This is a genomic window from Frigoribacterium sp. MEB024 (assembly GCF_000878135.1).
Taxonomy (GTDB): Bacteria; Actinomycetota; Actinomycetes; order Actinomycetales; family Microbacteriaceae; genus Frigoribacterium.
This window is the reverse complement of record NZ_JXQZ01000015.1, coordinates 1-26356: the sequence shown is the minus strand read 5'-3', so window position 1 is coordinate 26356 and position 26356 is coordinate 1. Positions and strand designations below refer to the sequence as shown.

The following is a 26356-nucleotide window of genomic DNA, read 5'->3' as shown; positions in this document are numbered from 1 at the left end:
CTCAGGCGCCCGCCGACCCCGCGCCGCTCGTGCTGCGCGACGCCGCCGGCACCGCGATCGTGTCGGGCGACGCCCGCGCCGACCCGTCGTTCGCCTCGGCGCTGTTCGCCGCGGGCTGCCCGGCCGACGCGGACGATGCCGCCCGACTCTCGGTGACCTCGGGAGGCGCGACCGTCGTCACGTCGCCGAGCGTCGCGGTGGCCGCGGGGCAGCCGGTCGAGGTGCCGATGGCGATCTCGTTCGAGGAGGTCGTCGCCGCCGGCGTCGAGGCGGGCGGAGCGACGCTCTCGCTGGAATGCCTCGTCGTCGAGTCGGGCATCCCGTCGACGGTCGTCGTGGCCGCGACGCTGCCGGTGACCTTCGCCGCGGGGACCTGGTCGGTGCCCGGCGCCGAGGTCGACCCGGCGCCGCCGACGGACGACCCGACCGCGGTGCCGACCGATCCCGGCACGGCGCCCTCCCCCGCGCCCACGGACGGTGCCGGGGCGGGAACGGGCTCGACGCCGCGCCCCTCGGCCACGGCCCGGCCCTCCGCCGACGGAGCCCTCGCCTTCACCGGCGGACAGGTCGCCGGGGTCGGCGCACTCGCCGCCGGCCTGCTCGCGGCAGGCACCGCCCTCGTGCTGCGGCGACGTCGGACCGCGCCCGTCGACGGGCCGCCCGCGGAGCAGGGCTAGCGCGCGCTCGGCGCCTGCTCGTCCGCGGCGACGTCCTTCTGCACGGCGAACTGCGTGCGGTGCAGTTCTTCGTAGCGTCCCTCCGCGGCCAGCAACTCCTCGTGCGTGCCGCGCTCCACGATCGAGCCGTCCTCGACCACGAGGATCTGGTCCGCGCTGCGGATGGTGGACAGGCGGTGCGCGATGACCAGGGCGGTCCGCCCCTCGAGCGCCTCGCTGAGGGCGGCCTGCACGGCGGCCTCGGACGTCGAGTCGAGGGCCGCGGTCGCCTCGTCGAGGATGACGACGCGGGGCTGTGCCAGCAGGAGGCGCGCGATGGTCATCCGCTGACGCTCGCCTCCCGAGAGCCGGTAGCCGCGCTCTCCCACCATCGTGTCGAGCTGGTCCGGCAGGGACCGGACGAGGGGCTCGAGCCGCGCACGGCGGACGGCGTCCCAGACCTCGTCGTCGGTCGCCTCCGGCCTCGCGAGACGCAGGTTGCTGAGGATCGTCTCGTGGAACAGGTGGCCGTCCTGGGTCACCATGCCCAGGGTGTGGCGCATCGAGGCGAAGGTCACGTCGCGGACGTCCGTTCCCGCGAGGCGCACGGCACCGCCGTCGACGTCGTACAGACGCGACATCAGCTGCGCGATCGTGGATTTCCCGGCACCCGACGTGCCCACGAGCGCGACGGTCTGCCCCGGCTCGATCCGGAAGGACACGCCGTGCAGCACCTCCTCGCCGCCGCGGGTGTCCAGGGTGGAGACCTCTTCGAGGGAGGCGAGGGACACCTTGTCGGCGGACGGGTACGCGAAGCGGACGTCGTCGAACTCGACGCTCACCGGGCCCTCGGGGACGGAGGCGGCGGTGGGCTTCTCCTGGATCAGCGGTTCGAGGTCCAACACCTCGAAGACGCGCTCGAAGCTCACCACCGCGCTCATGATCTCGACCCTCGCGTTCGCGAGCCCGGTCAACGGCACGTAGAGGCGGGTGAGGAGGAGGGCCAGGGTGACGACCTCGCCGGTGTCGAGCTGGCCGGCGAGCGCGAGGGCGCCGCCGAGCCCGTAGACGAGCGCGAGGGCGAGGGCGGAGACGAGGGTCAGTGCGGTGACGAAGACGAACTGCAGCAGGGCGGTGCGGACGCCGATGTCGCGGACGCGGGCGGCACGGACGCGGAACTCCTCGGCCTCCTCGTCGGGACGGCCGAACAGCTTGACGAGGGTGGCCCCGGGCGCGGAGAAGCGCTCGGTCATCTGCGTGCTCATCGCGGAGTTGTGGTCGGCGGCCTCGCGGCGGAGGGCCGCGAGACGGCTGCCCATGCGCCGCGCGGGCACCAGGAAGATCGGCAGCATGACGACGGCGAGGACGGTCACGAGCCAGGACGTGCTGAGCATGACGATCAGCGTGAGGACCAGGGCCACGACGTTCGTCACGACGCCCGACAGGGTGCCGCTGAAGGCCTGCTGGGCGCCGATGACGTCGTTGTTGAGGCGGCTCACGAGGGCGCCCGTCCGGGTGCGGGTGAAGAACGCGATCGGCATCTTCTGCACGTGGTCGAAGACGGCGGTGCGGAGGTCCAGGATCACGCCCTCGCCGATCCGGGCCGAGAACCAGCGCGTCACCAGCGAGACGCCGGCGTCGGCCAGCGCCACGACGGCGATGAGGACGGCGAGCCGCACGACGGCCGCGAGTTCGCCCCGCGCGACGATGACGTCGACCACCCGGCCGGCCAGCACCGGCGTCGCGACCGCGAGGACGGCACCCACCACGGACAGGGCGATGAAGACGACCAGCTTCGACCGGTAGGGCACCGCGAACGTCATGATCCGCCGGACGGACGCGCGCGAGATGCCGTGCCCACCGTCCCGTGCGGACGAGATCTTGTAGAGCGAGCTCCAGGCCGCGCCTTCCATGCTCATGGGGGTTCCTTCCGTGGGGGCCTGGCCCAATGTAGACGGCGGGTCACCCCGGGCTCGCAGCAGCCGTGTCGGGCCGTCGTCAGGGAACGAGGACGACCTTGCCGTCGAGGGTGCGGGACTCGGCGAGTTCGAGCGCCTTCGAGATGTCCGTGAGCGGGAAGCGCGCGGCGACGTTCGCGGTGAGGACACCGTCTCGGACGCGTTCCAGGACGTGGGTGAGGTCCTCGTCGAGGCGTCGCCGGTACGACTTCCCGCGAGTGCCGTGGCCTGCCCAGAGGTCGTAGAAGGTGGCGCGCTTGCCGTTCGGGAGGGCGTTCCAGGTCAGGATGCGGCCCAGGTGGCGCAGGAACGGCGGCCAGAGGCTGCCGGTGCCGCTGACGGCGGCGATGATCGCGTACGACACCAGGGTGCCGCCACGGCCGAGCAGCGACCACGAGGTCCGCGCCGTCTCCCCTCCGACGTTGTCGAAGACCGCTGCGAGGCCCCCGGCGGGAGCCGACCGGCGCACGGTCGACGCGAGGTCCGGGTCGGCGTAGTCGACGGGGACGACCCCTCGCGCCCGCAGGGACTCGTGGTGGCGCGGGGACGCCGCCGCGATGACGTGGACGCCGGCGTGCTGGGCCATCTGGATGAGCAACCCGCCCACGCCTCCGTTCGCCCCGAACACGAGGATCGTGTCCCCGGCCTCCACGCGTGCGGCCCGGTGCAGCATCTGCCAGGCGGTCACTCCGTTGACGGTGACCGCCTCGGCGAGGTCGGCGGCGAGCCCGTCGGGGACCACGACGCTGTCCCGGGCGGCGACGATCGCGTGTCCGGTCCAGGCGCCGGTCTTCGTCAGCGTCGCCACCCGTCGACCCACGAGTCCGCCGTCCGCGCCGGTGCCGGCGGCGAGCACGGTGCCGACCAGGTCGTATCCGGGGGTGAAGGGGAACGGCGGCTGGGCGAAGTACCGGCCGCGACGCATCGCCTGTTCCGCGTACGAGATCCCCGTGGCCTCGACGGCCACGAGCAGTTCTCCGGCGGCGGGCGTCCCGACGGGCGCGGCGAGGTCGACCACGAGTCCGTCGGGTTCGACGAGGCCGGGCAGGACGATCCGTGTCGTCGTGGTGGGGAGCGAGGTGTTCGTGTCCATGACGTTCCTTCTTGTTAGTGTTCAGTCAGTCACAACTGCGGACATGCAGAGGGACGAGCGCGCGGGCCGCCCGGATCAGTCGCGGTGGCGGATGCCGGCGGTGAGCGTCGAGGCCCAGGCGTGCGGCAGGTGAGCCAGGTCCGCCTGGACGACGAGGTGGCAGAGCTGCCCGTAGGCGATGAACCGCTGCACCGCGTCGGGTGCCGCTCCGGACCCCTCGGCGACGGCCTCGACGACGGCCCCGAGTCCTTCGTGGACGGCCGCACGGACCGCGGCCACGTCCGTCGCCGCCTGCGCGTGGGACTGCATCAGGATCAGGTCGCGGTCGGCGATCAACCGGACGTAGGCCTCGGTCATCGCGTCGAGGACGCCCTCCGGCGTCGTCGATGCGGAGGCCGCCCCGGCGTCGCGCATGGTCGCCTCGACGAGCGCGTAGGTGTGCCGGACGGCCGCGACGAACAGCCCCTCCTTGCCGTCGAAGAGTCGGAAGACGTAGGCGGGCGAGACCCCGGCCGCGGCGGCGACGTCGGCGACCGGGGTCGCGTGGAGGCCCTTGCGGGCGAAGACGTGCACGGCGGCGGAGGTGATGAGCGCCCGCTGCGCCTCCGCCGTCGAACGTGTCGCGGTGCCTGATGTCATGTGACTGAGTGAACACTCACATCGACGTGATGTCAACCGTGATCGTGCGGACGGCAGCCGTTCGCCGGGGCCGGGTGATGCAGGAGGATCGACGTCATGGACACGGACACCCTGGCGTCGACCCCCCGGCTGACCCTCCGCCTGCATCGCGAGGGTGATCTGGAGCGACTCGTCGCGATCCACTCACGGCCGGACGTCGCCCGGTACCTCCTGGAGGAGCCCTGGACGATCGAGACCGGGCGGGCGCAGCTCGAACGACGCCTGGGTCGGACGGACCTGGCCGAGCCCGCCGGCGCACTCGCCCTCGCCATCGAGCGGGCGGGGGCGTTGATCGGCACGGTGGCGCTGTGGCGCACCGAGCCCGAACCCCGCACGCTCGAGGTCGGGTGGACGCTCGATCCCGACCACGGGGGTCGGGGCTTCGCGGGCGAGGCGGTGGCGGCCGCGCTGCGGCTCGCGTTCGCGCGGGACGACGTCCATCGCGTCACCGCGCAGATGGACGGCCGCAACACGGCCTCCGCCCGACTCGCGGCCCGGGTCGGCATGCGGCAGGAGGCGCACCACCGGCGGGACTTCTGGAGCAAGGGCGAATGGACCGACACCCTCGTCTTCGCGATGCTCGCCGACGAGCTGCCCGCGTGACGCGTCGGTCCCGGCGGGCCGCCGACGGGCAGACTCGTGCCGAGGAGTCCACGGCGACGGAACGGAGACGGGCATGTTCACGAGGCGGGGGAAGTCGACCGAGGGGTGGGCCCTCATCGGGTTCGGAGTCCTCGCGTTCCTGTTCTCGGTGATCGCGCTGTCCGGCGGATTCGGTCCGGTCCCGGACGATGGTCGCGCGGGGACGTTGGCCTACCTGGGCATCCCCGTCGGCATCGCGGCGATCGTCGTCGGCATCGTCGGCCTCCGTCGTGACGACCGTCGCGCCGGGGACTGACCCCGCGCCTCCGTCGTCCGCGTTCCGGGCCTGCTCGGCGGACCAGCGCATCAGCGGACCCCTTGACCTGTCTTGCACCGCAAGGTAGCTTGTGACGCATGACAGCGGACGGAGGGGCGCAACTGCGCAAGGGCGTCGTCGAGTACTGCATCCTAGGATTGCTCGACCGTGAGCCCATGTACGGCTGGCAGCTCTCCGAACAGCTCGTCGAGGCCGGTCTCGCCGCCAGCATCGGCACGCTGTACCCCGTCCTCGGCCGCCTCCGGGCCCAAGGCCTCGCCACCGCCTTCGACCAGCCGTCCGCGACGGGCCCCGTCCGCAAGTACTACCGACTCACTCCCCTCGGACGCGCTCAGCTCAGCGCTTTCCGGCTCCAGTGGGCCCCGTTCACCGCCTCGGTCCACCGACTCATCGGAGAAGACACCCGTGACTGACACCACGCCCGGGATCACCACCGCCTACCTCGCTCAGCTCGACGCCGAGCTCGCACAGCTCCCGGCAGACCTCCACCAGGACATCGTCACCGGCGTGACGGAGGAACTCCGGGGTCTCGACGCAGACGCCGCGGCCGCTCGCATCCGGCAGCTCGGCGACCCGGCCTTCATCGCGGCCGAAGCACGCGCCGAGACCGCCACCGGGGTTCCCCTCGTCAGCCAGGACGCGCCTCCTCCCGGCCGCACCTTCTCGATCGTCGCGGCGGTCGTCCTGATCGCCGGCTCACTCCTGGTGCCGGTCGTCGGCGCACTCGCCGGCCTCGTCTTCGTCAGCCAGGCCCAGGCCTGGACACGACGGGAGAAGGCAGCCGCCTGGCTCGCCTCCGCGGGCGTCGCCCTCCTCGCCGTCGCGGCCGCGACGGTGATGGCCTCGGCGGGTCTCGGCGGCACCCACCTCGTCGTCCTGGTCGGCTACCTCGTGTTCCCCGTGGTCGGCATCGTCCTGGCCGTCCGAGCGCGGCGCCGGAGCTGGCGCGCCTGAGGCGCAGCCCCGCACCTCACGGAACGACCTCTGCCCGTCGCGCCCGTCGGCCGGTCCCTACCGGCCGCGGGGAAGACGCTCGTCGAGCAGCGTCGCCAGCCGTTCGAGGTCACCGCGCACGAGGCGGGCATCGGCCTCGACGTCCGCCTCCGACATGCCGTCACGGCGGAAGAGGGTGAACACGGCCTCGCTTCCCTGGTCGTTGGCCACGACGCGGAACGGGTTGTTCACGACCGTTCCATCCGGCAGGACCACGTCGTGATCGAGGATGCCCAGTTCCACCGGCCCGGTGAACGTGACCTCGACGACCCCCATGGGTGAGTCCGTGAGCCACCGCCCCTCTTCCTGACGGATGCCGGCGCTCAGACCCGCCGCCCACGAGGGGAGGTTCGCCGGGTCGCCGGCGACGCTCGAGACGGCGGCGACGTCGTGGTCGAACGCACGCGAGATGTGGAGAACGGGCCAGGTCATGCAGGGAAGCTAGCAGCGGTCCCCTCGACGAGCCACCATCACGACGCCGCGTCAGGGCCGTCGGACTCGTCACAGGCGAACGGAGAGCACGGTCGGTAATCTCGGTCCATGACGCGCCTCCCAGATCCTTCGTCCGACTGCCACAGTCCGGGCGCCCGGAAGACCCCGGGCACCTCCCGGTCGATCGCCCTCGCCGCCCGATGAACGGCGACCTGCTCCTCAACATCGTCCTCGTCGTCGTCTTCGTCCTGGTCGGCGGTGTCTTCGCCGCCACCGAGATGGCGCTCGTCACCCTCCGCGAGAGCCAGGTCAACGCGATCGCAGCCCGCGGCAAGCGCGGCGAGAAGGTCGCGGGCCTCGCCCGCGACCCGAACATGTTCCTCGCTGCCGTGCAGATCGGCGTCACCGTCGCCGGCTTCGCCTCCGCCGCCTACGGCGCCTCCTCCATCGCGCCGTCCGTGACGCCCGTGCTCGTCGGGTTCGGGCTCGGCGAACAGGCCGCCTCCACGGTCGCGACCATCGTCCTGACCCTTCTCATCGCCTACCTCTCGCTCGTGCTGGGCGAGCTGGCTCCCAAGCGGCTCGCGATCCAGCGGAACGCCTCCTTCGCCTACGCCGTCGCCCCCGTCCTCGCGGTCTTCGCCGTCCTCATGCGGCCTGTCATCTGGCTCCTGTCGATCAGCACGAACCTCGTCGTCCGTCTGCTCGGCGGCGATCCGCACAAGACGGGCGAGGAGATGACCGAAGAGGAGCTGCGCGACATCGTCTCCAGCCACGAGGGCCTCCCCGAGGACGAACGCCGAATTCTCGACGACGTGCTCTCCCTTCGGCACCGCCAGCTCAGCCAGGTCATGCGCCCTCGCCCCGAGGTCACGGCCGTCGACGGCACCGGGAGCGTCAGCGACGCCGCCCGCGAGGTCCACGACCAGCCGTATTCGCGCTACCCGGTCATCGACCGGTCCATCGACGACATCATCGGCTTCGTGCACGTGCGCGACCTGTTCGAGGCGATCACGAGGGACCCGGCGACGCCGGTCCGCGACATCGTGCGGACGATCTCGTACCTGCCGGCCACGGCGCGCGTCCTCCCGACGCTGACCTCGATGCGGGCGGACGGCCACCACATCGCCGTCATCGTCGACGAGTACGGCGGAACAGACGGCATCGTCACCCTCGAGGACCTCGTCGAGGAGGTGGTGGGCGAGATCTTCGACGAGTACGACACGGAGTTCGCCGCCGCCGACCTCGAGGCCGGCGGCGGGATCGTGGACGGCCGTCTGAACTTCCAGGACTTCGAGGAGGCGACGGGCATCCACCTGCCCGAGAGCGCCTCCGACACCGTCGCCGGTTACGTCATCGAGACCCTCGGGCGCCTGGCGGCCGTGGGCGACGTCGTCGAGATCGACGGTGCCCGCCTGCAGGTGACCCAGATGGACCGACGCCGCATCTCCGAGCTGCTCGTCATCCCCGACGTCGACGAGACACCCGCGGGCGAGGCGGGCACCCCGGACACCCCGCGGCCCCTAACCTGACGGCATGGGGATTCAGAAGAAAGCGTCGACCACTCTCGTCGCACTGGCGGCCGTCGCGGGTCTGCTGACCGGTTGCGCGTCGACCGCACCGGTGACCGAGACGCCGCCTCGAGCAGCGGGCGCGACGTCCGCCGCTCCGGCGAGCGACGGTGCCGAGAAGTGGCCGACAGGCGCCGACGGCGACACCCCGTCGTGCCGAGACGCCTCGTCGGCCGTCCTGACGACCGTCAACGAATCGATCCTCGACACGGCCTCCGCGAACGGCACCGTCGTGTCCGCGCTGCCCTGGCTGAGCGCCCACCCCGATCCGGACCTCGGGAAATGGACCCTCACCGGCCTGGTCGAGACCGCCCAAGGAACCGAGGGCGGTTACTTCGTCGTCTTCGCCACAGCTGACGATCCCACCTCACCTGCGTTCGACGGGGCGGTCTTCGCACTCGGTGCCGCAACCGAGGTGACGAACCTTCCACCTCTCGAGCCGGCCTACGTGGGACCGACCGACATGGACGACGTGCCTCCCGCCGCACTCAGCTGCGGGACGCAACGCGCACAAAACCCCTGAGCCTCGCCAGGCCAGGGCCGTCAGGGAAAGACGCACGTCAGGCCCGTGCGAGGGCGGGGGCGAAGGTCGCCACGACGACGGTGACGTCGTCGGCCTGTTCGTCGTCGCCGACGAGTTCGGCGACCCTCTGCACGATCTCACTCGAGTCACCGGTCGAGATGAGCAGGAGTTGGAAGGCACTGAAAGCCAGCAGTTCGTCCGGGAAGAGGTCGAGGACCCCGTCGCTGATGCAGACGATCGTGTCTCCTGGCTGCAACTGGTCGGTGTGGGAGACCCAGTGATCCCCGAGGCCGACGGGCAGATCCGACGATCGCAGCCGCTCCACGAGACCGGAGGCCCGCCGGATGAGCGCCAGGCCGTGCCCACCGTCGGCCCACCGGACCTCGCCCGACGGGGTGATGCGCGCGTGGAAACAGGTCGTGAACTGGATGTCGACATCGCTGTCACCGCTCGCGAGACCGGTCGTGGCACGACGCAGCGCCACGGCGGGGTCGAGGTCGTCCGACGAACTCCGGATGACGGAACGCACGGCCGCCGCGATCATCCCGGCCCCCACTCCCTTGCCCATGACATCCCCCACGGTCAGGGCGATGCCGTCCGGAGTCGGATACCAGTCGTAGAAATCTCCCCCGACGGTCCGCGCCGGGATGCACGTCCCTCGAACGGCGAACATGTCCGGGAGAAGGCTCGTCTTCGGAGGCAGGAGTGACTGTTGGATGGTCGCGGCCTTGTCGATCTCGCGTTCGACGGCGTGCTGCTGCGCACGAGAGAGTTCGACCCTGCGACTGGCCTGGCGTGCGAGCTCGTTGATGGCGAGTCCGACGGTGGCGTAGATGGCCAACGAGAACACGATGCGGATGAACTCGCTGGGCGCGCGACCACCGGGGTCGATGACGAACGGCAGCAGGAAGGTCACGGCCGATCCGACGAGCAGCCACACGATGTTCGACCGGCCTGCCCAGACGGCTATCCAGACGATGGGCAGCAGGATGATCGGCACGAAGACGGACCGGCTGTCACCCGTCCCGTATCGCAGCAACCCCACCGCCACGAAGTCGGCTGCCGGGATGACGATCTCCCACGCGAGCAGTCGAGGACGCCACGAGGCGGCTGCGGCGAAGGCGACACCGAACAGAGCAGCCGAGACCCCGGCCCACATCGTCGGTGCGTCGGTGACCGGCAGCCACGGGATGACCGTGCTCACGAGAGCGGCCATCAGGACGAAGAAGAAGACGAAGCCCTGCTTGAGCACCGGGACGTGCCGTCGTGAGCCGGCGGACATGACTCGCCCGAGAAGACCCGAGTCCCCCCAGACGCTGGGGCGCAGCGTGTCGTCGCTCACCTGATTGACGCTCATCGAAGAAGGTTAGAGCGGCCGCCCCCCGCCTGGGGAGAACGGGGCACCCCAGAACGTGGGTCAGCCCGAGAGGGTGGGCAGCTCGACGGTGACCCGGAGGCCGCCGCCGACCTGGGGCCGCACGTCGAGCGTCCCGTCATGGGCGCGCACGATGGCGTCGACGATCGCCAGGCCGAGCCCGGAGCCCTGGTGGTCGCCCCGCACGCGGGCATCGCCTCGCTGGAACGGCTCGATGAGCGTCGCCACGAGCTCCGGGGGCACGACCGGCCCCGAGTTCTCCACGACGAGGACGACCCCGGCACCGTGCGGGGCCGCGGCGACCGAGACCCACGCCGCCCGTCGACGGACCCCGGGGCCGACCTCGGACGCCGGCTCCGGAACCCCTGGCGACTCCGCCTCCCCCGCGCGCGACCCCGGCACCGCGACGTTGTGGACGATGCCGTTGTGCACGAGGTTCGTGACCACCTGACGCAGCAGGGCGGGCGACCCGGCCGTCGGCGCCACCTCGCCCTCGACCTCGAGGGCCACTCCCCGGTCGTCGGCGAGAGGCGCGAGCAGCTCCACCGCCTCGTCCGCGAGCAGCGACAGGTCGACGGGCGACCGGTCGAACGACCGCTGGTCGGCCCGGCTCAACACCAGCAGCGCCTCGGTCAGGTCGATCGCCCGGTCGTTGACCTCGCGCAGTCGACCCGTGAGCACCCGAGCGTCCCCGCCCGGGTCGTCGTGCGCGACCTCGAGCAGCGTCCGCGAGATGGCGAGGGGCGTGCGCAACTCGTGCGAGGCGTTCGCCGCGAACCGGCGTTGCGCCGAGACATGGGCCTCGAGTCGCTCGAGCATCGTGTCGAACGCGTCGGCGAGCTCGCGGAACTCGTCGTCCCGTCCGGGCAGCGCGATGCGGTGCGACAGCGACCCCTCGGCCGCCCGCCGCGCCGCCCCGGTCATCCGGTCGAGCGGGGCGAGCAGGCGCCCCGCGAGCAGCCAGCCGCCCAGCAGCCCCACCCCGAGCAGCACGACCAGTGCACCCACGGCCCGCGGCAGGAACGCCCGCACCAGGTCGCCCCGGTTCGGTACGAACCCCGCCGCGACGCCCGACAGCGACTCCTGTGGGACGTAGCGCAACAGGAACAGCCACACCACGCCGAGCAGCAGCACGCCGGTCACGACGACGACCGCGGCATAGCTGAGGGTCAGACGCAGGCGGACGCTGGGGCCGCGCGTCCTACCCACGACCCCGCGCCTCCTCGACGGGGTCGACGCCGACGGAAGCGACACCGACGGGAGCGATGTCGACCGGGCCGGCCTCGATGCGGTAGCCGACGCCGGGCACGGTCGCGATCACCCAGGGCTCGCCGAGTCGTTTGCGCAGCGCCGAGACCGTGATGCGGACTGCGTTCGTGAACGGGTCGGCGTTCTCGTCCCAGGCCCGCTCGAGCAGCTGTTCGGCGCTGACCACCCCGCCACCCGCGCCGACGAGCACCTCGAGCACGGCGAACTGCTTGCGGGTGAGCGCCACGTAGCGACCGTCACGGTGCACCTCGCGGCGGAACGGGTCGACGCGCAGGCCCGCGAGTTCGGTGACCGGCGGCCGGTGGTGCGCCCGACGTCGGTCAAGGGCGCGCAGCCGGAGCACCAGTTCGCGCAGCTCGAACGGCTTGGTGAGGTAGTCGTCCGCGCCCGCCTCGAAGCCCGAGGCCTTGTCGTCGAGACGGTCGGCGGCCGTCAGCATGAGGATCGGCGTGCCGCTGCCGGTCGCGACGAGGTGCTCGGCGATCTCGTCGCCCGAGGGCCCGGGCACGTCGCGGTCAAGCACGGCGACGTCGTACTCGTTGACGCTCAGCAGTTCGAGTGCGGTGTCGCCGTCGCCCGCGACGTCGGACGCGATGGCCGCGAGACGGAGTCCGTCGCGGATGGCCTCGGCCAACAGGGGCTCGTCCTCGACGATCAGCACACGCACGTCCCGATGCTACGAGCCGGGCCGTATCGTCCACGTATCGAGAAACGCATACGGGCCGGCAACGGCGGATCTCGTCGACTGGGGGCATGCGAAACCTCGACACGTCGCCCTCCACACGTCCCGTCCCCGCCCGGCACCGACGACGCCCCGCCGTCGTCCTGGCCGTCGTCGCCGGCGCGATCGCGTTCTCGCTCGTCGTCCTGCTGGCCGTGGCCGTCGCGGTCTCCCGCGCCGCGACGGTGGACGGACCAGGAGGCGCGGGCCGGCTCCTCGGGACCGCCGCGGTCGGTGCCGCCCTCGGTCGCGACGAAGCGACGGGCGAGGCGGGCGGCGTCGTCCCGCCCGGGACCTCGCCGTTCGACGAAGACGTGCCGGCCGTCTCGGGACTCGACCCGCGCCTCCTCGACGCCCTGCAGCACGCCACGACGGACGCGACCGCCGCCGGCGTCGTGGTCGTCGTGAACGGCGGCTGGCGGTCGGCGGCCTACCAGGAGCAGTTGCTGGACGAGGCGGTGGTCCAGTACGGCTCGCGCACCGAGGCGGCCCGCTGGGTGGCGACCCCCGAGACGTCGGCCCACGTGCATGGCGACGCGGTCGACGTCGGCTCGTGGGACGCGACGTCGTGGCTCTCGGGGAACGGGGCCGCGTACGGCCTCTGCCAGATCTACGAGAACGAGTCGTGGCACTACGAGCTGCGCCCCGAGGCCGCCGACCAGGGGTGCCCGCCCATGTTCCGCGACCCGACCGAGGACCCGCGGATGAATCCGTAGGCGGTCGGGCCGCGCGCGCGTCAGCGGGCGGCGAGCGCCTCGACCGGGGTGACCGACGTGGCCCGGCGGGCCGGGACGAGGGCGGCGACCCCGGCCAGCACGGCGGCCGTCACGGCGAGCCCGAGCAGCAGCGGCACGGGCAGCGTCGGCGCGATGAGCAGACCCTGGTTCGCGGAACCGAGCAGCGCCTGGGCTCCGGCCCAGCCGTAGACGACGCCGAGCACGACCCCGACGACGATCGCCGTCAACGCCATCTGCGTCGCCTCGAGCAGGATCATGCGGCGCACCTGACCCGCGGTCGAGCCGATCGCGCGCAGGAGGCCCAGCTCGCGCCTCCGTTGCAGGACGCTCAGCGACATGTCGTTCACCATGCCGACGGCGGCGATCACGGCCGAGAAGCCGACGAGGGCGGCGACGATCAGCAACGTCGTCGTGAACACCTGGTCGAGCTCGGCGGCGTACGACGGGTCCTGCTCGATCGAGTAGATGAAGGAGCGCAGCGTCTCGAGCGCGACCGACAGGGTCGTGACGAGGGTCACGCCGATCACGATGCCGATCGTGGCCCGGGTGCTGCGCTCGGGCTGACGGAGGGCGTTCTCGGCGGCGAGGCGGGCCACCTGACTCGTGCCGAACGTCCGGCCGACGGCGCTCAGCACGGCGGGCATGAGCGCGTGGGCGCCGACGACGACACCGGTGAACGACAGCACGCCACCGAAGAACGCGATCAGCACGCCCATCGCGTCGACCAGTCCGACCACGACCCCGGCGACGAGCAGCAGACCACCGCCGACGACGAGCAGGGCGGCGAACACGGTCCGCACGACGCGGCGGGACCGGGCCGAGACGGGCGCGTCCTGCGCGGCGTCGGTCGCCTGCAGCGGCGTCACCTGCAGCACGCGGCGCGAGCCGACCCAAGCCGCGGCGACCGTCGCCAGCACCACGGCCACGGCCGGGACGAGACCGCCCACCGAGACGTACGAGTACGCGAGGTCGGGGAGGTCGCCACGCCCCACGAGCACCCGCACGGCGACGACGACGAGCGCGAGGCCGGCGAGCGTCCCCAGCACGGCGCCGGCGACGCCGACCACGAGCCCCTCGCCGGCGACGGCGCGACGCTGGTCGCGCGCCGACGAGCCGAGCAGGCGCATCAGGGCGATGGTGGGCGTGCGGCCGGCGACCACGGTGGTGAAGGTGTTGGCCGTGACGATCGCGCCGACGTAGAGCGCGAGCCCCACGAAGACCGCGGCGACGAAGCCGAGCATGGTCGAGACCGTGCCGCTCGCGGCGACCGCGGGGTCGGAGGCGACGATCTGCTCGAGCACGTGGGTGACGCCGAGCAGCCCGACGCCGAACGTCGTGCCGAGACCGGCCACGAGGATGCTCGGACGGTGCTCGCGCAGCTGGTCCCGGGCGCTCACGCGACACGCTCCAGGTCGAGCATGACGCCCGAGATCTCGGCGGCCGTGCTGCGGTCGATCTCGTGCACGATGCGGCCGTCCGCGAGGAACACCACGCGGTCGGCGTAGCTCGCCGTGACCGGGTCGTGGGTCACCATCGCGATGCTCTGACCGTGGTCGGTCGACGCGGTGCGCAGCACGTCGAGCACGTCGCGGCCGGCCTTCGAGTCGAGGTTGCCGGTGGGCTCGTCGGCGAAGATCAGGTCGGGCCGGGTGGCGAGGGCGCGGGCGATCGCGACGCGCTGCTGTTGCCCGCCCGAGAGCTGGTGGGGGCGGTGGGTCAGCCGGGCGCCGAGGCCGAGCGTGGCGACGAGCCAGTCGATCCAGGCCCGCTCGTCGGCGGTGGCGCGGCGCCCGTCGAGTCGGAACGGCAGCTCGATGTTGGCCGACACGTCGAGGGTCGGCACGAGGTTGAACGCCTGGAAGACGAAGCCGATGCGACGGCGGCGCAGCAGGGTCAGCTGGGTGTCGTCGAGCCCGGTGATGTCGGTGTCGCCGAGCAGCACCTGCCCCGAGGTGGCCGAGTCGAGGCCGGCCGTGATGTGCATCAGCGTCGACTTGCCCGAGCCGCTCGGGCCCATGACGGCGGTGAACTGCCCGGCCGGCAGGTCGAGCGAGACGTCGCGCAGCGCGTCGACGCGACCGTCGCCCTGGCCGAAGGACTTCGTGACGTTCCGGACGCGGGCGACGGGGCCCGCGCCTCCTCGGGTCGGGTCGGCGGGACCGCGGGATGTGACGGGCTGGGGCTGGCGGGAGGGGGTCATCGTGGTCTTCCTGTGCGGGTCGTGGGTCGGTGGTGAGGTCAGTGACGCAGCGTCGAGTTGACGTCGTCGCCGGGCACCGCGTCGACGGTCGTCCAGCTGGCCCAGCGTCCGTCGACCTGGGCGACGACGCGGCCGTCGCCACAGCTGACGAGCCCCGAGGTCGGCAGGGGCTCGGGCAGCGTCGTCGGCTCGAGGGCGGGGCCGCCGAGGTCGCCGTCGACGGGCGTGCACCCCGCGAGGTCGGGGCCGGTCTCGGAGGTGAACGAGAGCTCGTAGCCGGGCTCCTGCGTGTCGAGGCGCACGCCGACGTCTCGGGCGTCGGCGGGCACCCACTCGGGCAGGAACCAGGCGACGTCGGTCGAGTCGGTCGAGCTCGGCGCGTCGGCCGCGGTGTCGAAGTGGCGCTCCTGCACCTGCTCGGCGCCGAGCGCGCTCTTCGCGGCGCCGGCCATGCCCGAGCAGCCGGTGAGCGTGACGGCGGCGAGCGCCGCGAGGCCGAGACCGGCGGCGAGGGCGCCGCGGCGGCGGGTGGTGGTGGACGAGGAGGCGCGGGTCGCGATGGTCGCGGAGGTCGAGTCGTTCATGTCTACGATCCTCGCCGCGGGGCCCGGTACCGGAACATCACGTGCACCCACGGACCCGCGCGGGGGTTATCCCCCGGTGGTGGCGGCTCCGTCCACGGCGGGACGCGGTCGTACCGGTCGGTGTCGTAGGGTCGAGACCGGGCCCGGCACGCAGACGTCCGGGCGGACGACGGAGGGGAGCACTCCCCTCCGGGAACGAGGGGGACATCGTGACCGACCACCGAGGCCTCGGCCAGGGCGACACCGGCGCCGGGGCAGCCCCGGTCGAACCACGGATCGCCCTCACGGCGACCCCGTTCGTCACCGCGATCGCGCTGTCGCCCATCATCACGATGGGCCTCGTGGTGGTGACCATGCGACGCGCTCTCGAACTGGCGATCCCGGGCCGGACGGGCGTCGACGCCGGCGACCTGGGCGTCGTGCAGATCGCCTCGCTCGTGCTCTGGCTCGGGATCGTGCTGCTCGCCTGGCTCGACCACCGCACGCTGCGCGACCGCGGACTCGAGCGGCCTTTCCCCTGGGCGTGGGCCCTGCTCGGGCCCCTCGTCTACCTGATCGGGCGCAGCGTCGTCGTCCGCCGCCGCGCCGGCGGCAGTGCCGCGCCTCTCTGGCTCTACCTCGGATTGACCGTTCTCGGATTCGCCGTCGCCATGATCGTCGTCGTGTCGTCGGGGGTGCCGACACCGTGAGCATCGTGGACGTCAGCACCGTCGTCGTCGTCTCCCTGATCGTCGCCGTCGGAATCGTGGCCGCCGTCGGCGTCGTGCGGCGCGGGCGACGTGACCGGGCGATCGCCGCCCGCCTCGACGCCACCGACCCCGGGGCCGGTGTCCGTGCCCAGGCCGAGTCCGAGCGCCGGCACGAGGGCCCTCGCGGCGAAGCGGGCGGCATGTCCCGCTCGGCCGGCGGCAAGAACTCGGCCTGACCCGCGCCGACCTGGGAACAGGATCGCCGACGGAGGCGTAACGTCACACGGGTCGAAGGCGTTTTCTTGCGTCTTCATTGGCCGGTGTTGCTTGCATCCCTGCCCGTGAAGCTCATGCGACAACATCGGCATCTGGGGCACGGCTGCGGACTCTTCCGCGGCCGTGCCCCTCTCTCGTGCCCGACCGCGCAGCTGCGAGCGCTCGCCGGCTGATCCGCGATCCCCTCCGCGTGAGGAAGGCAGGCCCGAGACCCCAGGAAGTCGCCGAGACCCTACCGCGCGAACGGGTGTCTCGGCGAGTTCCTGGGGTCTCGGCGACCATCGAAGGAGGCGCGGTGCGAGGAGGTCTCGCACCGCGCCTCCCTCATGGGTCGTTCATCGGAGGCGCAGGGCCGGGTCATCGGGACGGGCGTCAGGCTGACGGCGATCCCATCCGAGGCGACCAGCCCCGAGCCGAGAGCGTGACCATGAGCGACCCCCGCCCCACCCGCATCCCCGAACCCGACCGCACCCCCGAGGGCCCGGCCTACGAGGGCCGGCTGCTCGACCGCGTCGACGACGAGGTCGTCGACCAGGGCGTCGCCTTCGACCTGCGGACGTTGGTCTCGCGCCGCAGCGTGCTGAGCCTGATCGGGCTCGGTGCGGGCAGCGTCGTGCTCGCCGCCTGCACGTCGGCCACGGGGACGGGTGGAACCGGCGCCTCCTCGTCCGCCACGGCGACGCCGAGCCCGAGCGCGTCCGCGGGCACGGCGAGCACGCTGCCGGCGGGTGAGATCCCCGACGAGACCGCCGGGCCCTATCCGGGCGACGGGTCGAACGGCGCCGACGTGCTCGAGCGGTCGGGCATCGTGCGCAGCGACATCCGGTCGAGCCTCGACGGAGGCACCACCGCGGCGGGGGTGCCGATCACGCTGAGCATGACGGTGCTCGACATGGCGAACGGCGACGTGCCGTTCGCCGACGTCGCCGTCTACGTCTGGCACTGCGACGCGGCCGGCGGGTACTCGATGTACTCGGACGGCATCACGGACGAGACCTACCTGCGCGGCGTGCAGATCGCCGACGCCTCCGGCACCGTGACCTTCTCGTCGGTCTTCCCGGCCTGCTACTCGGGGCGGTGGCCGCACATCCACTTCGAGGTCTACCCCGACGTGGGATCGATCACCGATCCGACGAACGCGATCGCCACGTCACAGCTCGCCCTGCCCGAGGACGCGTGTCGGACCGTCTACGCGCTGACCGAGTACGACGGTTCGACGGCGAACCTGAGCCAGGTGAGCCTCGCGAGCGACAACGTGTTCAGCGACGACAGCGGGGCGCTGCAGCTGCCGACGGTGACCGGCGACGCGACCTCGGGCTATGCGCTGGCCCTGGCCGTCCGCGTCGACACGGGCACGGCGCCCACCGCCGGTGCCGCACCCGGTGGCGGCGGTGCCCCCGGCTCGCGCTGAACCGCCGAGACCCCAGGAAGTCGCCGAGACCCTTCCGCGCGCACGGGTGTCTCGGCGAGTTCCCGGGGTCTCGCGAGCACGCGAGGAGGCGCGGTGCGAGACCTGCTCACACCGCGCCTCCTCGAGGCGTCGCCTACCCGTACACGCGCACGTAGTCGACCTTCATCTGCTGCGGCAGTTGGGTGCTGCCGTCGGGGTAGCCGGGCCAGGCACCTCCGACCGCCACGTTGAGGATGAGGAAGAACGGCTTGTCGAAGACCCACGGGTCGCCGCCGGTGCTGGCCGGGGTGACCTGGTGGTAGACCTGCCCGTCGACCGACCACGTGATCGAGCCGGGGGCCCAGTCGACCGCGAAGGTGTGGAAGTCGTCCGCGATCGACCAGCCCTGAGGGTGCTGCCACGTGCTGGTCAGGCCCTCGCCGCCCGAGTAGCCGGGGCCGTGCACGGTGCCGTGCACGCGGTGCGGTTCGAAGCCGACGTTCTCCATGACGTCGATCTCGCCCGCGCTCGGCCAGGCGTTCGTCGGAAGGTCGGCACCGAGCATCCAGAAGGCCGGCCAGATGCCCTGGCCGCGCGGGATCTGGATGCGCGCCTCGACCCGGCCGTACTGCGCCGTGTACTTGTTCTGCGTGGTCAGCCGGGCGGAGGTGTACGACCCGTCACCCTCGCGCTTCGCCGTGATCACGAGGTTGCCGTTGCCGTCCAGAGCCGAGTTCGACCGCGAGTTCGTGTAGTTCTGCAGTTCGCCGTTGCCCCAGCCGCCCCCTCCGGTCTCGAGGTTCCAGACCGAGGGGTCGGGCGCGCTGCCGGCGCCGCCGTCGAACTCCTGGGACCAGACGATCGCCTGCTGGGCGGAGGTCTCGGCCGAGGCCGGGGCGGGCGCGGCGGCGACCGTGGTCGCGGCGAGCGCGGCGGCGGCGGCCAGGCCCACGCCGGTCAGGGTACGACGTGTCGGTGCGCGTCGCGTCAGGTGCTGGTGGGTCCTCATCATGTCTCCGCTCGTCGTCGTGCGTCGTTTCGTGTCCGTGCGTCGGTTCGTGTCCGTGCGTCGGTTCGTGTCGTCCGGGCGTCCGGTCACGGGTAGGTCACCACCCGGCTCGGGACGGTGTTGCCCGCGGGCGTCGGCACCGAATCGCCGACGCCGATGATGACGCTCGAGATCGTGCCGACGTCACCGAGCGAGACCGTGAAGACCCCGTGGGCCTTCACGCCCGACGCCCGGGGCACCTCGAAGGCCTGCGCCAGGCGCACCTGCGGGTTGGCGTTGAAGAACGAGTACACGCCGCCACCCCAGATCTCGTGGCTGGTCACGCCGTCCGCGACCTTGTACGCCGCCCAGCCCTCGCCGGTCGGGCTCTGCCACGACGCGTTGTCGGGCACGTCGTAGGGCAGCTCGTTCTGGAAGAAGACCGTGCGGCCGCGCTCGCCGTTCCACACCACCTGGTACTGCTGGTAATGCTCGACGAACAGGCCGGTGGCCAGGACGTCGTCACCGTTCACCTCGACGCCGGTCGCACCGCGGTTGACCGTCCAGCCCGTGGGAGCGCCGCCGTGGTCGGCACGCCAGGCCCAGATGTGGTCGACGATCGTGTCGTCCGAGTTGACCTGCAACGTGGTGGTCGCGTTGCCCTGGATGCTCGAGCCGACGCGGAAGTACACGTCCTGCACGCTCTGCGGGTTCGCCGCGTGGTCGACGTGCGAGCCCGTCGTGCCGAGTCGCATCAGCTGGTCGCTGTTCTGCGTGCCGGCGTCGACGACGAGCCCCGAGACGTTCACCCCGGCGACGTCGGCCGTGGTCAGCACCGCGTCGCCGCTGGTCGGGACGAGCGTCGGGAAGCCGATGCCCGTGACGACGGTGTCGGCCCGCGTGACCTCGATCGCCTGGTCGAGCGAGTAGGTGCCCGGCGTGAAGAACAGGTTCAGGCCCTGCGCCAGGGCACCGTTGATCGTCGCGGCCGAGTCGCCCGGGTGCGCGACGAAGAAGTCCCGCATCGGCAGGTCGGTGCCGGGGGTGCCCGGCCAGGTGACCCCGGCCGAGTCCCGCTGCAGCGCGGGGACGAACACGTGGTAGTCCCCCGCGTCGTCGACGTAGAGGTACGGCTTCTCGCGCGTGACCGGGGTCGTGGCGAGGGTCGTGTAGCTCTTCGAGAAGTCGTTCGCGGGCGCGCCCTGCACACCCGAGAAGGTCATGTTCCAGTTGCCGCCCTGCCACGAGCCGAGGGTCGAGTCGCGCGTGTACCACTGCTGCTGCGAACCCGAGCTGACGGTGCCGTCGACCTTGCTGTCGGCGATGTAGCCGCCGGACGAGTAGCCCTGGCCGCCGTCCTGGTTCGACGGCCCCATGGTCAGGTCGCCCTTGATGTGGACGCGACGCATGGGGGCCGCCTGCGACACGGCCCAGCGATCGACGCCCGACTCGGGCTCGACGGCCAGGTTCTCGACCGACCGCCAGAAGTTCTGGGTCGCGTTCTTCTCGTCGCCGTAGTTCCAGCCCGAGTCGACGTTGACGGCTCCCTGGATCGTGACGTCGTCGGGGTCCTTGCCGAGGCCCTGCAGCGCCGTGTAGAAGCCCAGGTTCGCGAAGACCCGGCCGTAGGTGCCGGGCTCGAACAGGAAGGCGTGGCGCTGGTCGCCGAACTGCGCCGTGGGGTTGCGCAGCTGCGCGCCGAAGGCCGCGTCGATGTCGGTCTGGATCGTCGAGGCCGGCACGCTCGGGTCGTACACGGTCACGTTCGGGCCGAAGTCCGGCCGTTCGCTGGTGGTCACGGCCGGTGCCGACTGCGCGGCGAGCGCGGGCAGCACCGCCCCCACGACGCTCGCGGCGACCCCCGCCGCGATCAGAGTCCTCATCCGTCTGTTCATGATCTTCTCGTCTCCGGTGGCGTCTTTGCCACCCGTTCGGACCGTACGCCCGCCTCGACGACGAAACAAGACCCCCCTGTCCAGTACGCGAACGGGGGGCACGGGAAAAGTGCGGAGACTGCAGGAGGCGCGGTGCCGGTCGTGCCGACACCGCGCCTCCTCGGGTCCTCGGGTCCTCGGGTCCTCGGGTCCTCGGGTCCTGCGGTCAGAGCACCTGGTCGAGGAAGGTCTTCAGCCGGTCGGTGCGCGGGTGGTCGAAGAGCTGGGCCGGCGGCCCGGCCTCGACGACGACGCCGCGGTCCATGAACACGACCTGGTCGGCGGCCTCGCGGGCGAAGCCCATCTCGTGGGTGACCACGACCATGGTCATGCCCGCGCCGGCCAACCCCTTCATCAGGGCGAGCACGCCCTTGACGAGCTCGGGGTCGAGCGCCGACGTGGCCTCGTCGAAGAGCATCACCTCGGGTCCGAGCGCCAGGGCCCTGGCGATGGCGACGCGCTGCTTCTGGCCGCCCGAGAGGGACGCGGGCCGCACGTCGGCCTTCTCGGCGAGCCCGACCTCGGTGAGGCGCTCGAGCGCGACCCGGCGGGCCTCGGCCGCCGACACCCGACGGACCCGGCGCAGCGGCAGCACGATGTTGTCGAGCACCGTCCGGTGCGGGAACAGGTTGAAGTGCTGGAACACCATGCCGACCCGACGACGCAGCGCATCCTCGGAGCCGTGCAGCACGTCCGTCCCGTCGAGCAGCACCTCGCCGCCCGAGGGCTCCTCGAGGCGGTTGATGCAGCGCAACACCGTCGACTTGCCCGACCCCGAGGGGCCGATGATGCAGGTCGTCGTACCGGCGGGCACCACGAGGTCGATGCCGTGCAGCACCCGGGTGGCGCCGAAGTCCTTGGTCAGGCCCCGGATCTCGAGGTCGCCGGCGGTCGGGACCGAGGACACGGCAGGAGGCGCGGTGAGGGCGGTCATCGAGGGGCTCCAGACGTGGCGGGGGCGAGGGGTTCAGCGGTGGGGGCGGCTGCGGCCGAGGTGGTGGGGGCGACCGTCGCGACCGCTCCCGCCGACGTCGGCGGGGAGGCCGGTGGGACCGTGCCCGACGGGCGCCGCCCGAACGAGCGGCCCTCGCGCAGCCGGCGGTCGATGACGTTGACCAGGTGCGTCAACGGCACCGTGATGATCAGGTAGAACACGCCCGCCAGCACGAGCGGCGAGAGGTTGCCGTTGGTGATGGCCGCGTCCTGCCCGATGCGGAACAGCTCGCGCTGCGACGTGATCAGGCCGAGGAAGTACACGAGCGACGAGTCCTTGACGATCGCGATGAACTGGTTCACCAGCGACGGGAGCACCTGGCGGATGCCCTGCGGGATCACGACGAGCCGCATGGAGTCGCCGTGGCTCATGCCGAGCGCCCGGGACGCCTCGAGCTGGCCGCGGTCGACCGCGAGGATGCCGGCCCGGAAGATCTCGCCGATGTAGGCGCTGGCGATCAGACTGAGGGCCAGGATGCCCAGCGGGTACGGGTTCCCCCGCGTGAACAGGTTGAACAGCGGCGACAGGCCCGTCCCGATCAGCAGGATCGTCAGGATGGCGGGGAGCCCGCGGAACACGTCGGTGTAGATGCGACTGAGCACGCGGGGCAGGCGGTGGCGGCTCGTACCCATCACCGCGAGCAGCAGCCCGACGACGATGCCGATCGCCGTGGCGCAGAGGGCCAGCAGCAGCGTGTTCCACACCCCGTAGGCGAGCATGTCGGGCAACGTGCGGAGCATCGCCTCGCCGTCGAAGAAGCTGCGGCCGATGTTGGCCAGCGCGTCGGAGAAGTTCACGGTCGCCCCCTGCTCACTCGCTCGGCTGGAACTCGTCGGGCACGGGCTGGTCCGGGAAGAACTTCTGGTCGATCTCGAGCCAGGTGCCGTCGGCGACGATGTCGGCGACGGCCCCGTCCACGGCCGTCTTCAGCGCGTCGTTGCCCTTCGCGATCGGGAAGCCCACCGGGAACTCGGGCACGGCGACGTTGATCGCGATGGTCTGCGAGCCGTTCGACGCCGCCGCGTACTCCTCGGCCACGGGGAAGTCGAGGAAGTGCGCGTCGATCGTGCCCGAGCCCAGCGCGGCGACGGCACTGTTGTTGTCGGGGAAGCGCACGAGCTCGGCACCGGTGAAGTTCTCCTGCGCGTAGCTGTCCTGGATCGTGCCCTGGACGATGCCGAGGCGCTTGCCGTCGAGCGAGGACTCGTCGTCGGTGATGCCCGAGCCGTCGGCGGCCAGCACCGAGATGTACCCGATGAAGTAGTGGTCGCTGAAGTCGACGGTCTTCTCGCGTTCTTCGGTGTCGCTGATGGACGCGGCCGCCATGTCGAGCTGCCCGTTGGCGACGGCGGGCAGCAGGGCCGAGAACTCCTGCGTGACGAACTCGGTCTCGAGCCCGAGGCGCTTCGCGACCTCCTTCGCCATCTCGACGTCGAAGCCCTGCAGCTCGCCGTCCTCGGTGTAGGCGTACGGCTTGGTGTCGCCGGTCGTGCCGATCCGCAACGTGCCGGCCGAGACGGTGCCCAGCTCGTTCGAGGCGCCGGCCTCGGAGCCGCCCGACGAGCAGGCGGTCAGGGCGAGGCCGAGGGCGGCGACCGCGGCGAGGGCGGCCGTGAGGCGGGTGGTCGTTCGTCTGGTCATGGTTCTCTCCTGTCAGGGCGGTGCGAGGGGAGTGCGGGGTGGGTTCGGGAGGCGCGGGCCGGGTGGATCAGGACGGCACGGCCAGGCGGTCGACCGTGTCGGTCGCGTCGGTCGTGGCCGCGGTCGGGTGGTCGTCCTCGTCGAGCCAGGACGTGCCGTCGTAGCCGCGGTCGGGGCTCATGAAGTCGATGTCGGTGAACGGTTCCTCGTCGACGGCCAGCTGCGCGAGCAGCTCCCCGATCGCCGGGGCGTGCTTGAAGCCGTGGCCGCTGTCGCCGCCGGCGACCACGACGCGGGTGTCGCCGCCGGGGTGGCCGATGACGAACTGCCGGTCGGGCGAGTTCGTCACCATGCAGGCGATCGCCATGGCAGGGGTCGGGTCGAGCCCCGGGAAGGCCCGGGCCACGGCTGCCGAGAGCAAGCCGTAGTCCGCCGCCGGATGGATGTACCGGTCCACGGTGTCGGCCTCGGCGTCCTCGAAGGCGCCGCCCGAGTCCTCCAGGCCGATCTTGACGGCGTAGCCGTCCCCGTCGGCCCGGTCGGCGCCGTGCCCCCAGAGGGTGGTGCCGTCGGGCAGCTGGCGGATGAACACCGGGAAGGCCGCGAGGTCGAAGTCGCCGCCCGGTGCCGTCGCCTCGGGGGTCGTGCCCTCGAACCAGAAGAGCGGGGTGCGGCGGGCGACGAGGGGATGGTCGACGAACTGCGGGGTCCAGGCCCCGAGCGTCACGACCACGCGGGCGGCCCGCAGCACGCGCCCGCCGGCCGTGACCTCGACTCCCCCGTCGACCGGGTCGATCGCCGTCACCCGGGTGTCGGTCAGCACGGTCGCGCCGAGCGACCGGGCCACCTCGACCGCGGCCCGCACGCCCTTCTCGGGGTAGCTGATGCCCGCGGCGGGGTCCCACACGCCGATGTCGTCGGGGCCGAAGCCGGCGTACTGCGGGAACCGCGCGACGAGTTCGTCGTGCTCGAAGACCGTCGACTCGAGCCCCGCCTCGTGGACGGCACGCAGGGTGCCGGCGACGACGTGGCCGTCGCGGGGGCCGACCATGACGCCGCCGGTCTGACGCAAGAGGGTCTGACCGGTGCGCTCGCCGAGGTCGTACCAGAGGTCGCGGGCGCGGCTCGCGATCGGGGCCAGCCCCGGGTGCTCCATGCACGCGATGCGGAACAGTCGGGTCGCGCCGTGGGTCGAGCCCATCGGGTGGCCGATGCCGAAACGCTCGACGCCGATCACGCGCCGTCCCCGCTCGGCGAGGCGCCAGAGCGCCTGTGCCCCCCAGGCGCCGAGCCCCACGACGATGACGTCGGCGTCGAGGGACGGGTCGGTGGGTCCTGGTACCGAGGAGGCGGTGGTGGCGTCGTTCATGGCCCCTGTCTATTGCGTCGGCACTTGCGCCCTCAAATACCAAAAAGGGATGATCTGATACCCGCTGCGTATGAGGCGCGACCGACGAGAGGCCCGTCATGGAGATCCGAGAGCTCACCTACTTCATGGCGGTCGCCGACGACCTCTCGTTCACGAAGGCCGCCGCGCGGTTGCAGATGAGCCAGCCGCCGCTCAGCCAGGCCATCTCGCGACTCGAGGCGAAGCTCGGCACGCGGTTGTTCGAGCGGCAGGCGCGGACGGCCCCCCGACTGACCCCGGCGGGTGAGCTGCTGAAGCGTGAGGGCAAGCGCATCCTGCACCAGATCGAGCAGACCGAGTCGCTGCTCGACTCGGTCGTGGCCGACGTCCAACCGCTGCGGGTGGGCAGCATCAGCTCGGTGCTCGCCGGCCTGCTGCCGACCGTGGTCCGGGCGTTCTCGGCGTCGCACCCGGGGGCCCGGGTGCTGGTCGAGGAGAGCGAGGAACAGGCGATCCTGTCCGACCTCGTGCGGGGGTCGGTCGACCTGGGCTTCACGCGCGTCCGGTCGATCGACGACCGGTTCGAGGTTGAGCAGCTGGCGCTCGAGCCCCTGGTCGTGGCCCTGCCCGACACGCACCGGCTGGCCGGTGAGACCTCGGTGCCCCTCGGCGAACTGTCCGAGGACGACTTCATCATGTTCAACCGCGAGGACGCACCCCAGGCCTACGACCGCATCGTCATGTCGTGCGTCCGGGCAGGTTTCAACCCTCGCATCCCCATCCACGCGGTCAACGACCTCTCGATGCTGAGCACGGTCGCCTGCGGCCTCGGCGTCTCGCTCATGCCCTACCTCTCGTCGTACATCCCGATCCCCGGCGTCCGCTTCGTCACGATCGCCGAGGACTGGGCGCGGACGGCCCTCTCGATGCTCTGGCTCTCCGGTCGGCCGAACCCCATGACGACGGCCTTCACGGCACAGATCCGCACCGAGCTCACCGTGATGCGCGACCGCGACCGGCGGGCCGGCCGCATCACCCTCGAGTTGATCGGCGGCTGACGCCGCTCCGTCGCGTACCCGCTCGCGGGCGCCCGGGGGACAAATCGATCACGGTCTCATCACGACGAGGCCCGGAGCCGAATCCGCCTCTCGCCCGGCCCGACCGTGCTGTCTACAGTCGACCGACCGCGCTCACCCGACGCGCGGCGCCACTCGTCCCCGGGGGAACCATGTCCAGATCACGCCGCCTCGGCGCCGCCACCGCCCTGCCCGCCGTCGCCTTGGCCGCGGCCCTCGTCCTCGCGCCCGCCACGGCCTTCGCCGCCGAGGGCGACCCCGTGGAGGTCGGCGCCACGACCGGCTCGGGCGCGACCCCGACCGTCGCGCCC

The 26356-nt window shown here is 72.0% G+C and carries 27 protein-coding genes and 1 pseudogene; 12 read left to right on the top strand and 16 right to left on the bottom strand.

Going from position 1 to position 26356, the window contains the following annotated elements:
- Positions 1-677: pseudogene (locus tag SZ60_RS17385) on the top strand (hypothetical protein); the annotation flags it as partial.
- Here the strand turns inward: SZ60_RS17385 and SZ60_RS03800 are convergent.
- The 3 genes from SZ60_RS03800 to SZ60_RS03790 all read right to left on the bottom strand — a co-directional run bounded on the left by SZ60_RS03800 (position 674) and on the right by SZ60_RS03790 (position 4346).
- Positions 674-2575, bottom strand: a complete 1902-nt coding sequence (locus SZ60_RS03800) for an ABC transporter ATP-binding protein (protein ID WP_043593819.1) — start codon at positions 2573-2575, stop codon at positions 674-676. The pseudogene SZ60_RS17385 and the gene SZ60_RS03800 sit on opposite strands and share 4 nt — an antisense overlap.
- A 79-nt stretch (positions 2576-2654) precedes the next feature.
- A complete protein-coding gene (locus SZ60_RS03795) occupies positions 2655-3707 on the bottom strand; it encodes a zinc-binding dehydrogenase (RefSeq protein WP_043593817.1) in 1053 nt (350 codons plus the stop codon).
- A 75-nt stretch (positions 3708-3782) separates the two neighbouring features.
- Positions 3783-4346 (bottom strand): TetR/AcrR family transcriptional regulator, encoded by a 564-nt coding sequence (locus SZ60_RS03790; protein WP_043593815.1) that lies wholly within the window; start codon positions 4344-4346, stop codon positions 3783-3785.
- A 96-nt stretch (positions 4347-4442) separates the two neighbouring features.
- Here SZ60_RS03790 and SZ60_RS03785 point away from each other — a divergent pair, with 96 nt between their 5' ends.
- From SZ60_RS03785 to SZ60_RS03770, 4 genes are all read left to right on the top strand, one after another.
- Complete coding sequence (locus tag SZ60_RS03785; protein WP_043593813.1) at positions 4443-4988, top strand: GNAT family N-acetyltransferase; 546 nt, start codon at positions 4443-4445, stop codon at positions 4986-4988.
- A 73-nt stretch (positions 4989-5061) separates the two neighbouring features.
- The gene (locus SZ60_RS03780) at positions 5062-5283 is read left to right on the top strand and encodes a hypothetical protein (RefSeq protein WP_043593811.1); all 222 of its coding nucleotides are present in this window, start codon (positions 5062-5064) and stop codon (positions 5281-5283) included.
- 98 nt (positions 5284-5381) lie between these two features.
- Positions 5382-5717, top strand: coding sequence for a PadR family transcriptional regulator (locus SZ60_RS03775; protein ID WP_043593809.1), 336 nt, complete (start codon positions 5382-5384; stop codon positions 5715-5717).
- On the top strand, positions 5710-6258 hold the full coding sequence (locus SZ60_RS03770; RefSeq protein WP_043593808.1) for a hypothetical protein: 549 nt from the start codon (positions 5710-5712) through the stop codon (positions 6256-6258). The genes SZ60_RS03775 and SZ60_RS03770 overlap by 8 nt, the downstream gene beginning before the upstream one ends.
- A 57-nt stretch (positions 6259-6315) precedes the next feature.
- Here the strand turns inward: SZ60_RS03770 and SZ60_RS03765 are convergent, their stop codons facing one another.
- On the bottom strand, positions 6316-6729 hold the full coding sequence (locus tag SZ60_RS03765) for a polyketide cyclase (protein WP_043593806.1): 414 nt from the start codon (positions 6727-6729) through the stop codon (positions 6316-6318).
- A gap of 200 nt (positions 6730-6929) precedes the next feature.
- On the opposite strand from SZ60_RS03765, the gene SZ60_RS03760 reads away from it, so the two are divergent.
- A complete protein-coding gene (locus SZ60_RS03760; RefSeq protein ID WP_043593805.1) occupies positions 6930-8261 on the top strand; it encodes a hemolysin family protein in 1332 nt (443 codons plus the stop codon).
- A gap of 4 nt (positions 8262-8265) precedes the next feature.
- Positions 8266-8823, top strand: coding sequence for a hypothetical protein (locus SZ60_RS03755; protein WP_043593804.1), 558 nt, complete (start codon positions 8266-8268; stop codon positions 8821-8823).
- A gap of 37 nt (positions 8824-8860) precedes the next feature.
- On the opposite strand, the gene SZ60_RS03750 is transcribed toward SZ60_RS03755, so the two are convergent.
- Genes SZ60_RS03750 through SZ60_RS03740 form a run of 3 tightly spaced genes read right to left on the bottom strand, consistent with a single transcriptional unit; the run spans position 8861 to position 12134 of the window.
- The gene (locus SZ60_RS03750) at positions 8861-10180 is read right to left on the bottom strand and encodes a PP2C family protein-serine/threonine phosphatase (RefSeq protein ID WP_082059847.1); all 1320 of its coding nucleotides are present in this window, start codon (positions 10178-10180) and stop codon (positions 8861-8863) included.
- Between the two features lie 60 nt (positions 10181-10240).
- Positions 10241-11407, bottom strand: coding sequence for a HAMP domain-containing sensor histidine kinase (locus SZ60_RS03745; RefSeq protein WP_043593803.1), 1167 nt, complete (start codon positions 11405-11407; stop codon positions 10241-10243).
- On the bottom strand, positions 11400-12134 hold the full coding sequence (locus SZ60_RS03740; RefSeq protein ID WP_043593802.1) for a response regulator transcription factor: 735 nt from the start codon (positions 12132-12134) through the stop codon (positions 11400-11402). Before SZ60_RS03740 ends, SZ60_RS03745 begins: the two co-directional genes overlap by 8 nt.
- A gap of 86 nt (positions 12135-12220) precedes the next feature.
- Here SZ60_RS03740 and SZ60_RS03735 point away from each other — a divergent pair, with 86 nt between their 5' ends.
- Positions 12221-12904 (top strand): M15 family metallopeptidase, encoded by a 684-nt coding sequence (locus SZ60_RS03735; protein ID WP_043593801.1) that lies wholly within the window; start codon positions 12221-12223, stop codon positions 12902-12904.
- A 20-nt stretch (positions 12905-12924) separates the two neighbouring features.
- On the opposite strand, the gene SZ60_RS03730 is transcribed toward SZ60_RS03735, so the two are convergent.
- From SZ60_RS03730 to SZ60_RS03720, 3 genes are read right to left on the bottom strand one after another with little or no spacing between them, the layout of a single operon-like run.
- The gene (locus SZ60_RS03730) at positions 12925-14322 is read right to left on the bottom strand and encodes an ABC transporter permease (protein ID WP_043593799.1); all 1398 of its coding nucleotides are present in this window, start codon (positions 14320-14322) and stop codon (positions 12925-12927) included.
- Positions 14319-15125, bottom strand: a complete 807-nt coding sequence (locus SZ60_RS03725; protein ID WP_082059846.1) for an ABC transporter ATP-binding protein — start codon at positions 15123-15125, stop codon at positions 14319-14321. The genes SZ60_RS03730 and SZ60_RS03725 overlap by 4 nt, the downstream gene beginning before the upstream one ends.
- A gap of 38 nt (positions 15126-15163) precedes the next feature.
- A complete protein-coding gene (locus tag SZ60_RS03720) occupies positions 15164-15709 on the bottom strand; it encodes a hypothetical protein (RefSeq protein ID WP_043593798.1) in 546 nt (181 codons plus the stop codon).
- Positions 15710-15918: 209 nt separating this feature from the next.
- Here SZ60_RS03720 and SZ60_RS16300 point away from each other — a divergent pair, with 209 nt between their 5' ends.
- The 3 genes from SZ60_RS16300 to SZ60_RS03705 all read left to right on the top strand — a co-directional run bounded on the left by SZ60_RS16300 (position 15919) and on the right by SZ60_RS03705 (position 18085).
- Positions 15919-16398, top strand: coding sequence for a hypothetical protein (locus SZ60_RS16300; protein ID WP_052505135.1), 480 nt, complete (start codon positions 15919-15921; stop codon positions 16396-16398).
- A gap of 5 nt (positions 16399-16403) precedes the next feature.
- Entirely contained in the window at positions 16404-16634 is a 231-nt protein-coding gene (locus tag SZ60_RS03710) for a hypothetical protein (protein ID WP_156155471.1), read from the top strand.
- A gap of 467 nt (positions 16635-17101) precedes the next feature.
- Positions 17102-18085, top strand: a complete 984-nt coding sequence (locus SZ60_RS03705) for an intradiol ring-cleavage dioxygenase (protein ID WP_043593794.1) — start codon at positions 17102-17104, stop codon at positions 18083-18085.
- A 133-nt stretch (positions 18086-18218) separates the two neighbouring features.
- Here SZ60_RS03705 and SZ60_RS03700 read toward each other — a convergent pair whose 3' ends face one another.
- The 6 genes from SZ60_RS03700 to solA all read right to left on the bottom strand — a co-directional run bounded on the left by SZ60_RS03700 (position 18219) and on the right by solA (position 24990).
- Entirely contained in the window at positions 18219-19076 is an 858-nt protein-coding gene (locus SZ60_RS03700) for a family 16 glycosylhydrolase (RefSeq protein WP_231567042.1), read from the bottom strand.
- A gap of 83 nt (positions 19077-19159) precedes the next feature.
- Positions 19160-20935, bottom strand: a complete 1776-nt coding sequence (locus tag SZ60_RS03695) for a hypothetical protein (protein ID WP_043593792.1) — start codon at positions 20933-20935, stop codon at positions 19160-19162.
- 217 nt (positions 20936-21152) lie between these two features.
- Complete coding sequence (locus SZ60_RS03690) at positions 21153-21920, bottom strand: amino acid ABC transporter ATP-binding protein (protein ID WP_043593791.1); 768 nt, start codon at positions 21918-21920, stop codon at positions 21153-21155.
- Positions 21917-22720 carry an amino acid ABC transporter permease gene (locus SZ60_RS03685; RefSeq protein ID WP_082059848.1) on the bottom strand — a complete coding sequence of 268 codons (804 nt, stop codon included), beginning with the start codon at positions 22718-22720 and terminating at the stop codon, positions 21917-21919. Before SZ60_RS03685 ends, SZ60_RS03690 begins: the two co-directional genes overlap by 4 nt.
- 70 nt (positions 22721-22790) lie before the next feature.
- On the bottom strand, positions 22791-23621 hold the full coding sequence (locus tag SZ60_RS03680) for an ABC transporter substrate-binding protein (RefSeq protein WP_043593789.1): 831 nt from the start codon (positions 23619-23621) through the stop codon (positions 22791-22793).
- A 67-nt stretch (positions 23622-23688) separates the two neighbouring features.
- A complete protein-coding gene (solA, locus tag SZ60_RS03675) occupies positions 23689-24990 on the bottom strand; it encodes an N-methyl-L-tryptophan oxidase (protein ID WP_082059845.1) in 1302 nt (433 codons plus the stop codon).
- 98 nt (positions 24991-25088) lie between these two features.
- Between solA and SZ60_RS03670 the strand changes: the two genes are divergently transcribed.
- Positions 25089-26027 (top strand): LysR family transcriptional regulator, encoded by a 939-nt coding sequence (locus tag SZ60_RS03670; protein ID WP_052505134.1) that lies wholly within the window; start codon positions 25089-25091, stop codon positions 26025-26027.
- Positions 26028-26356 lie beyond the last annotated feature (329 nt).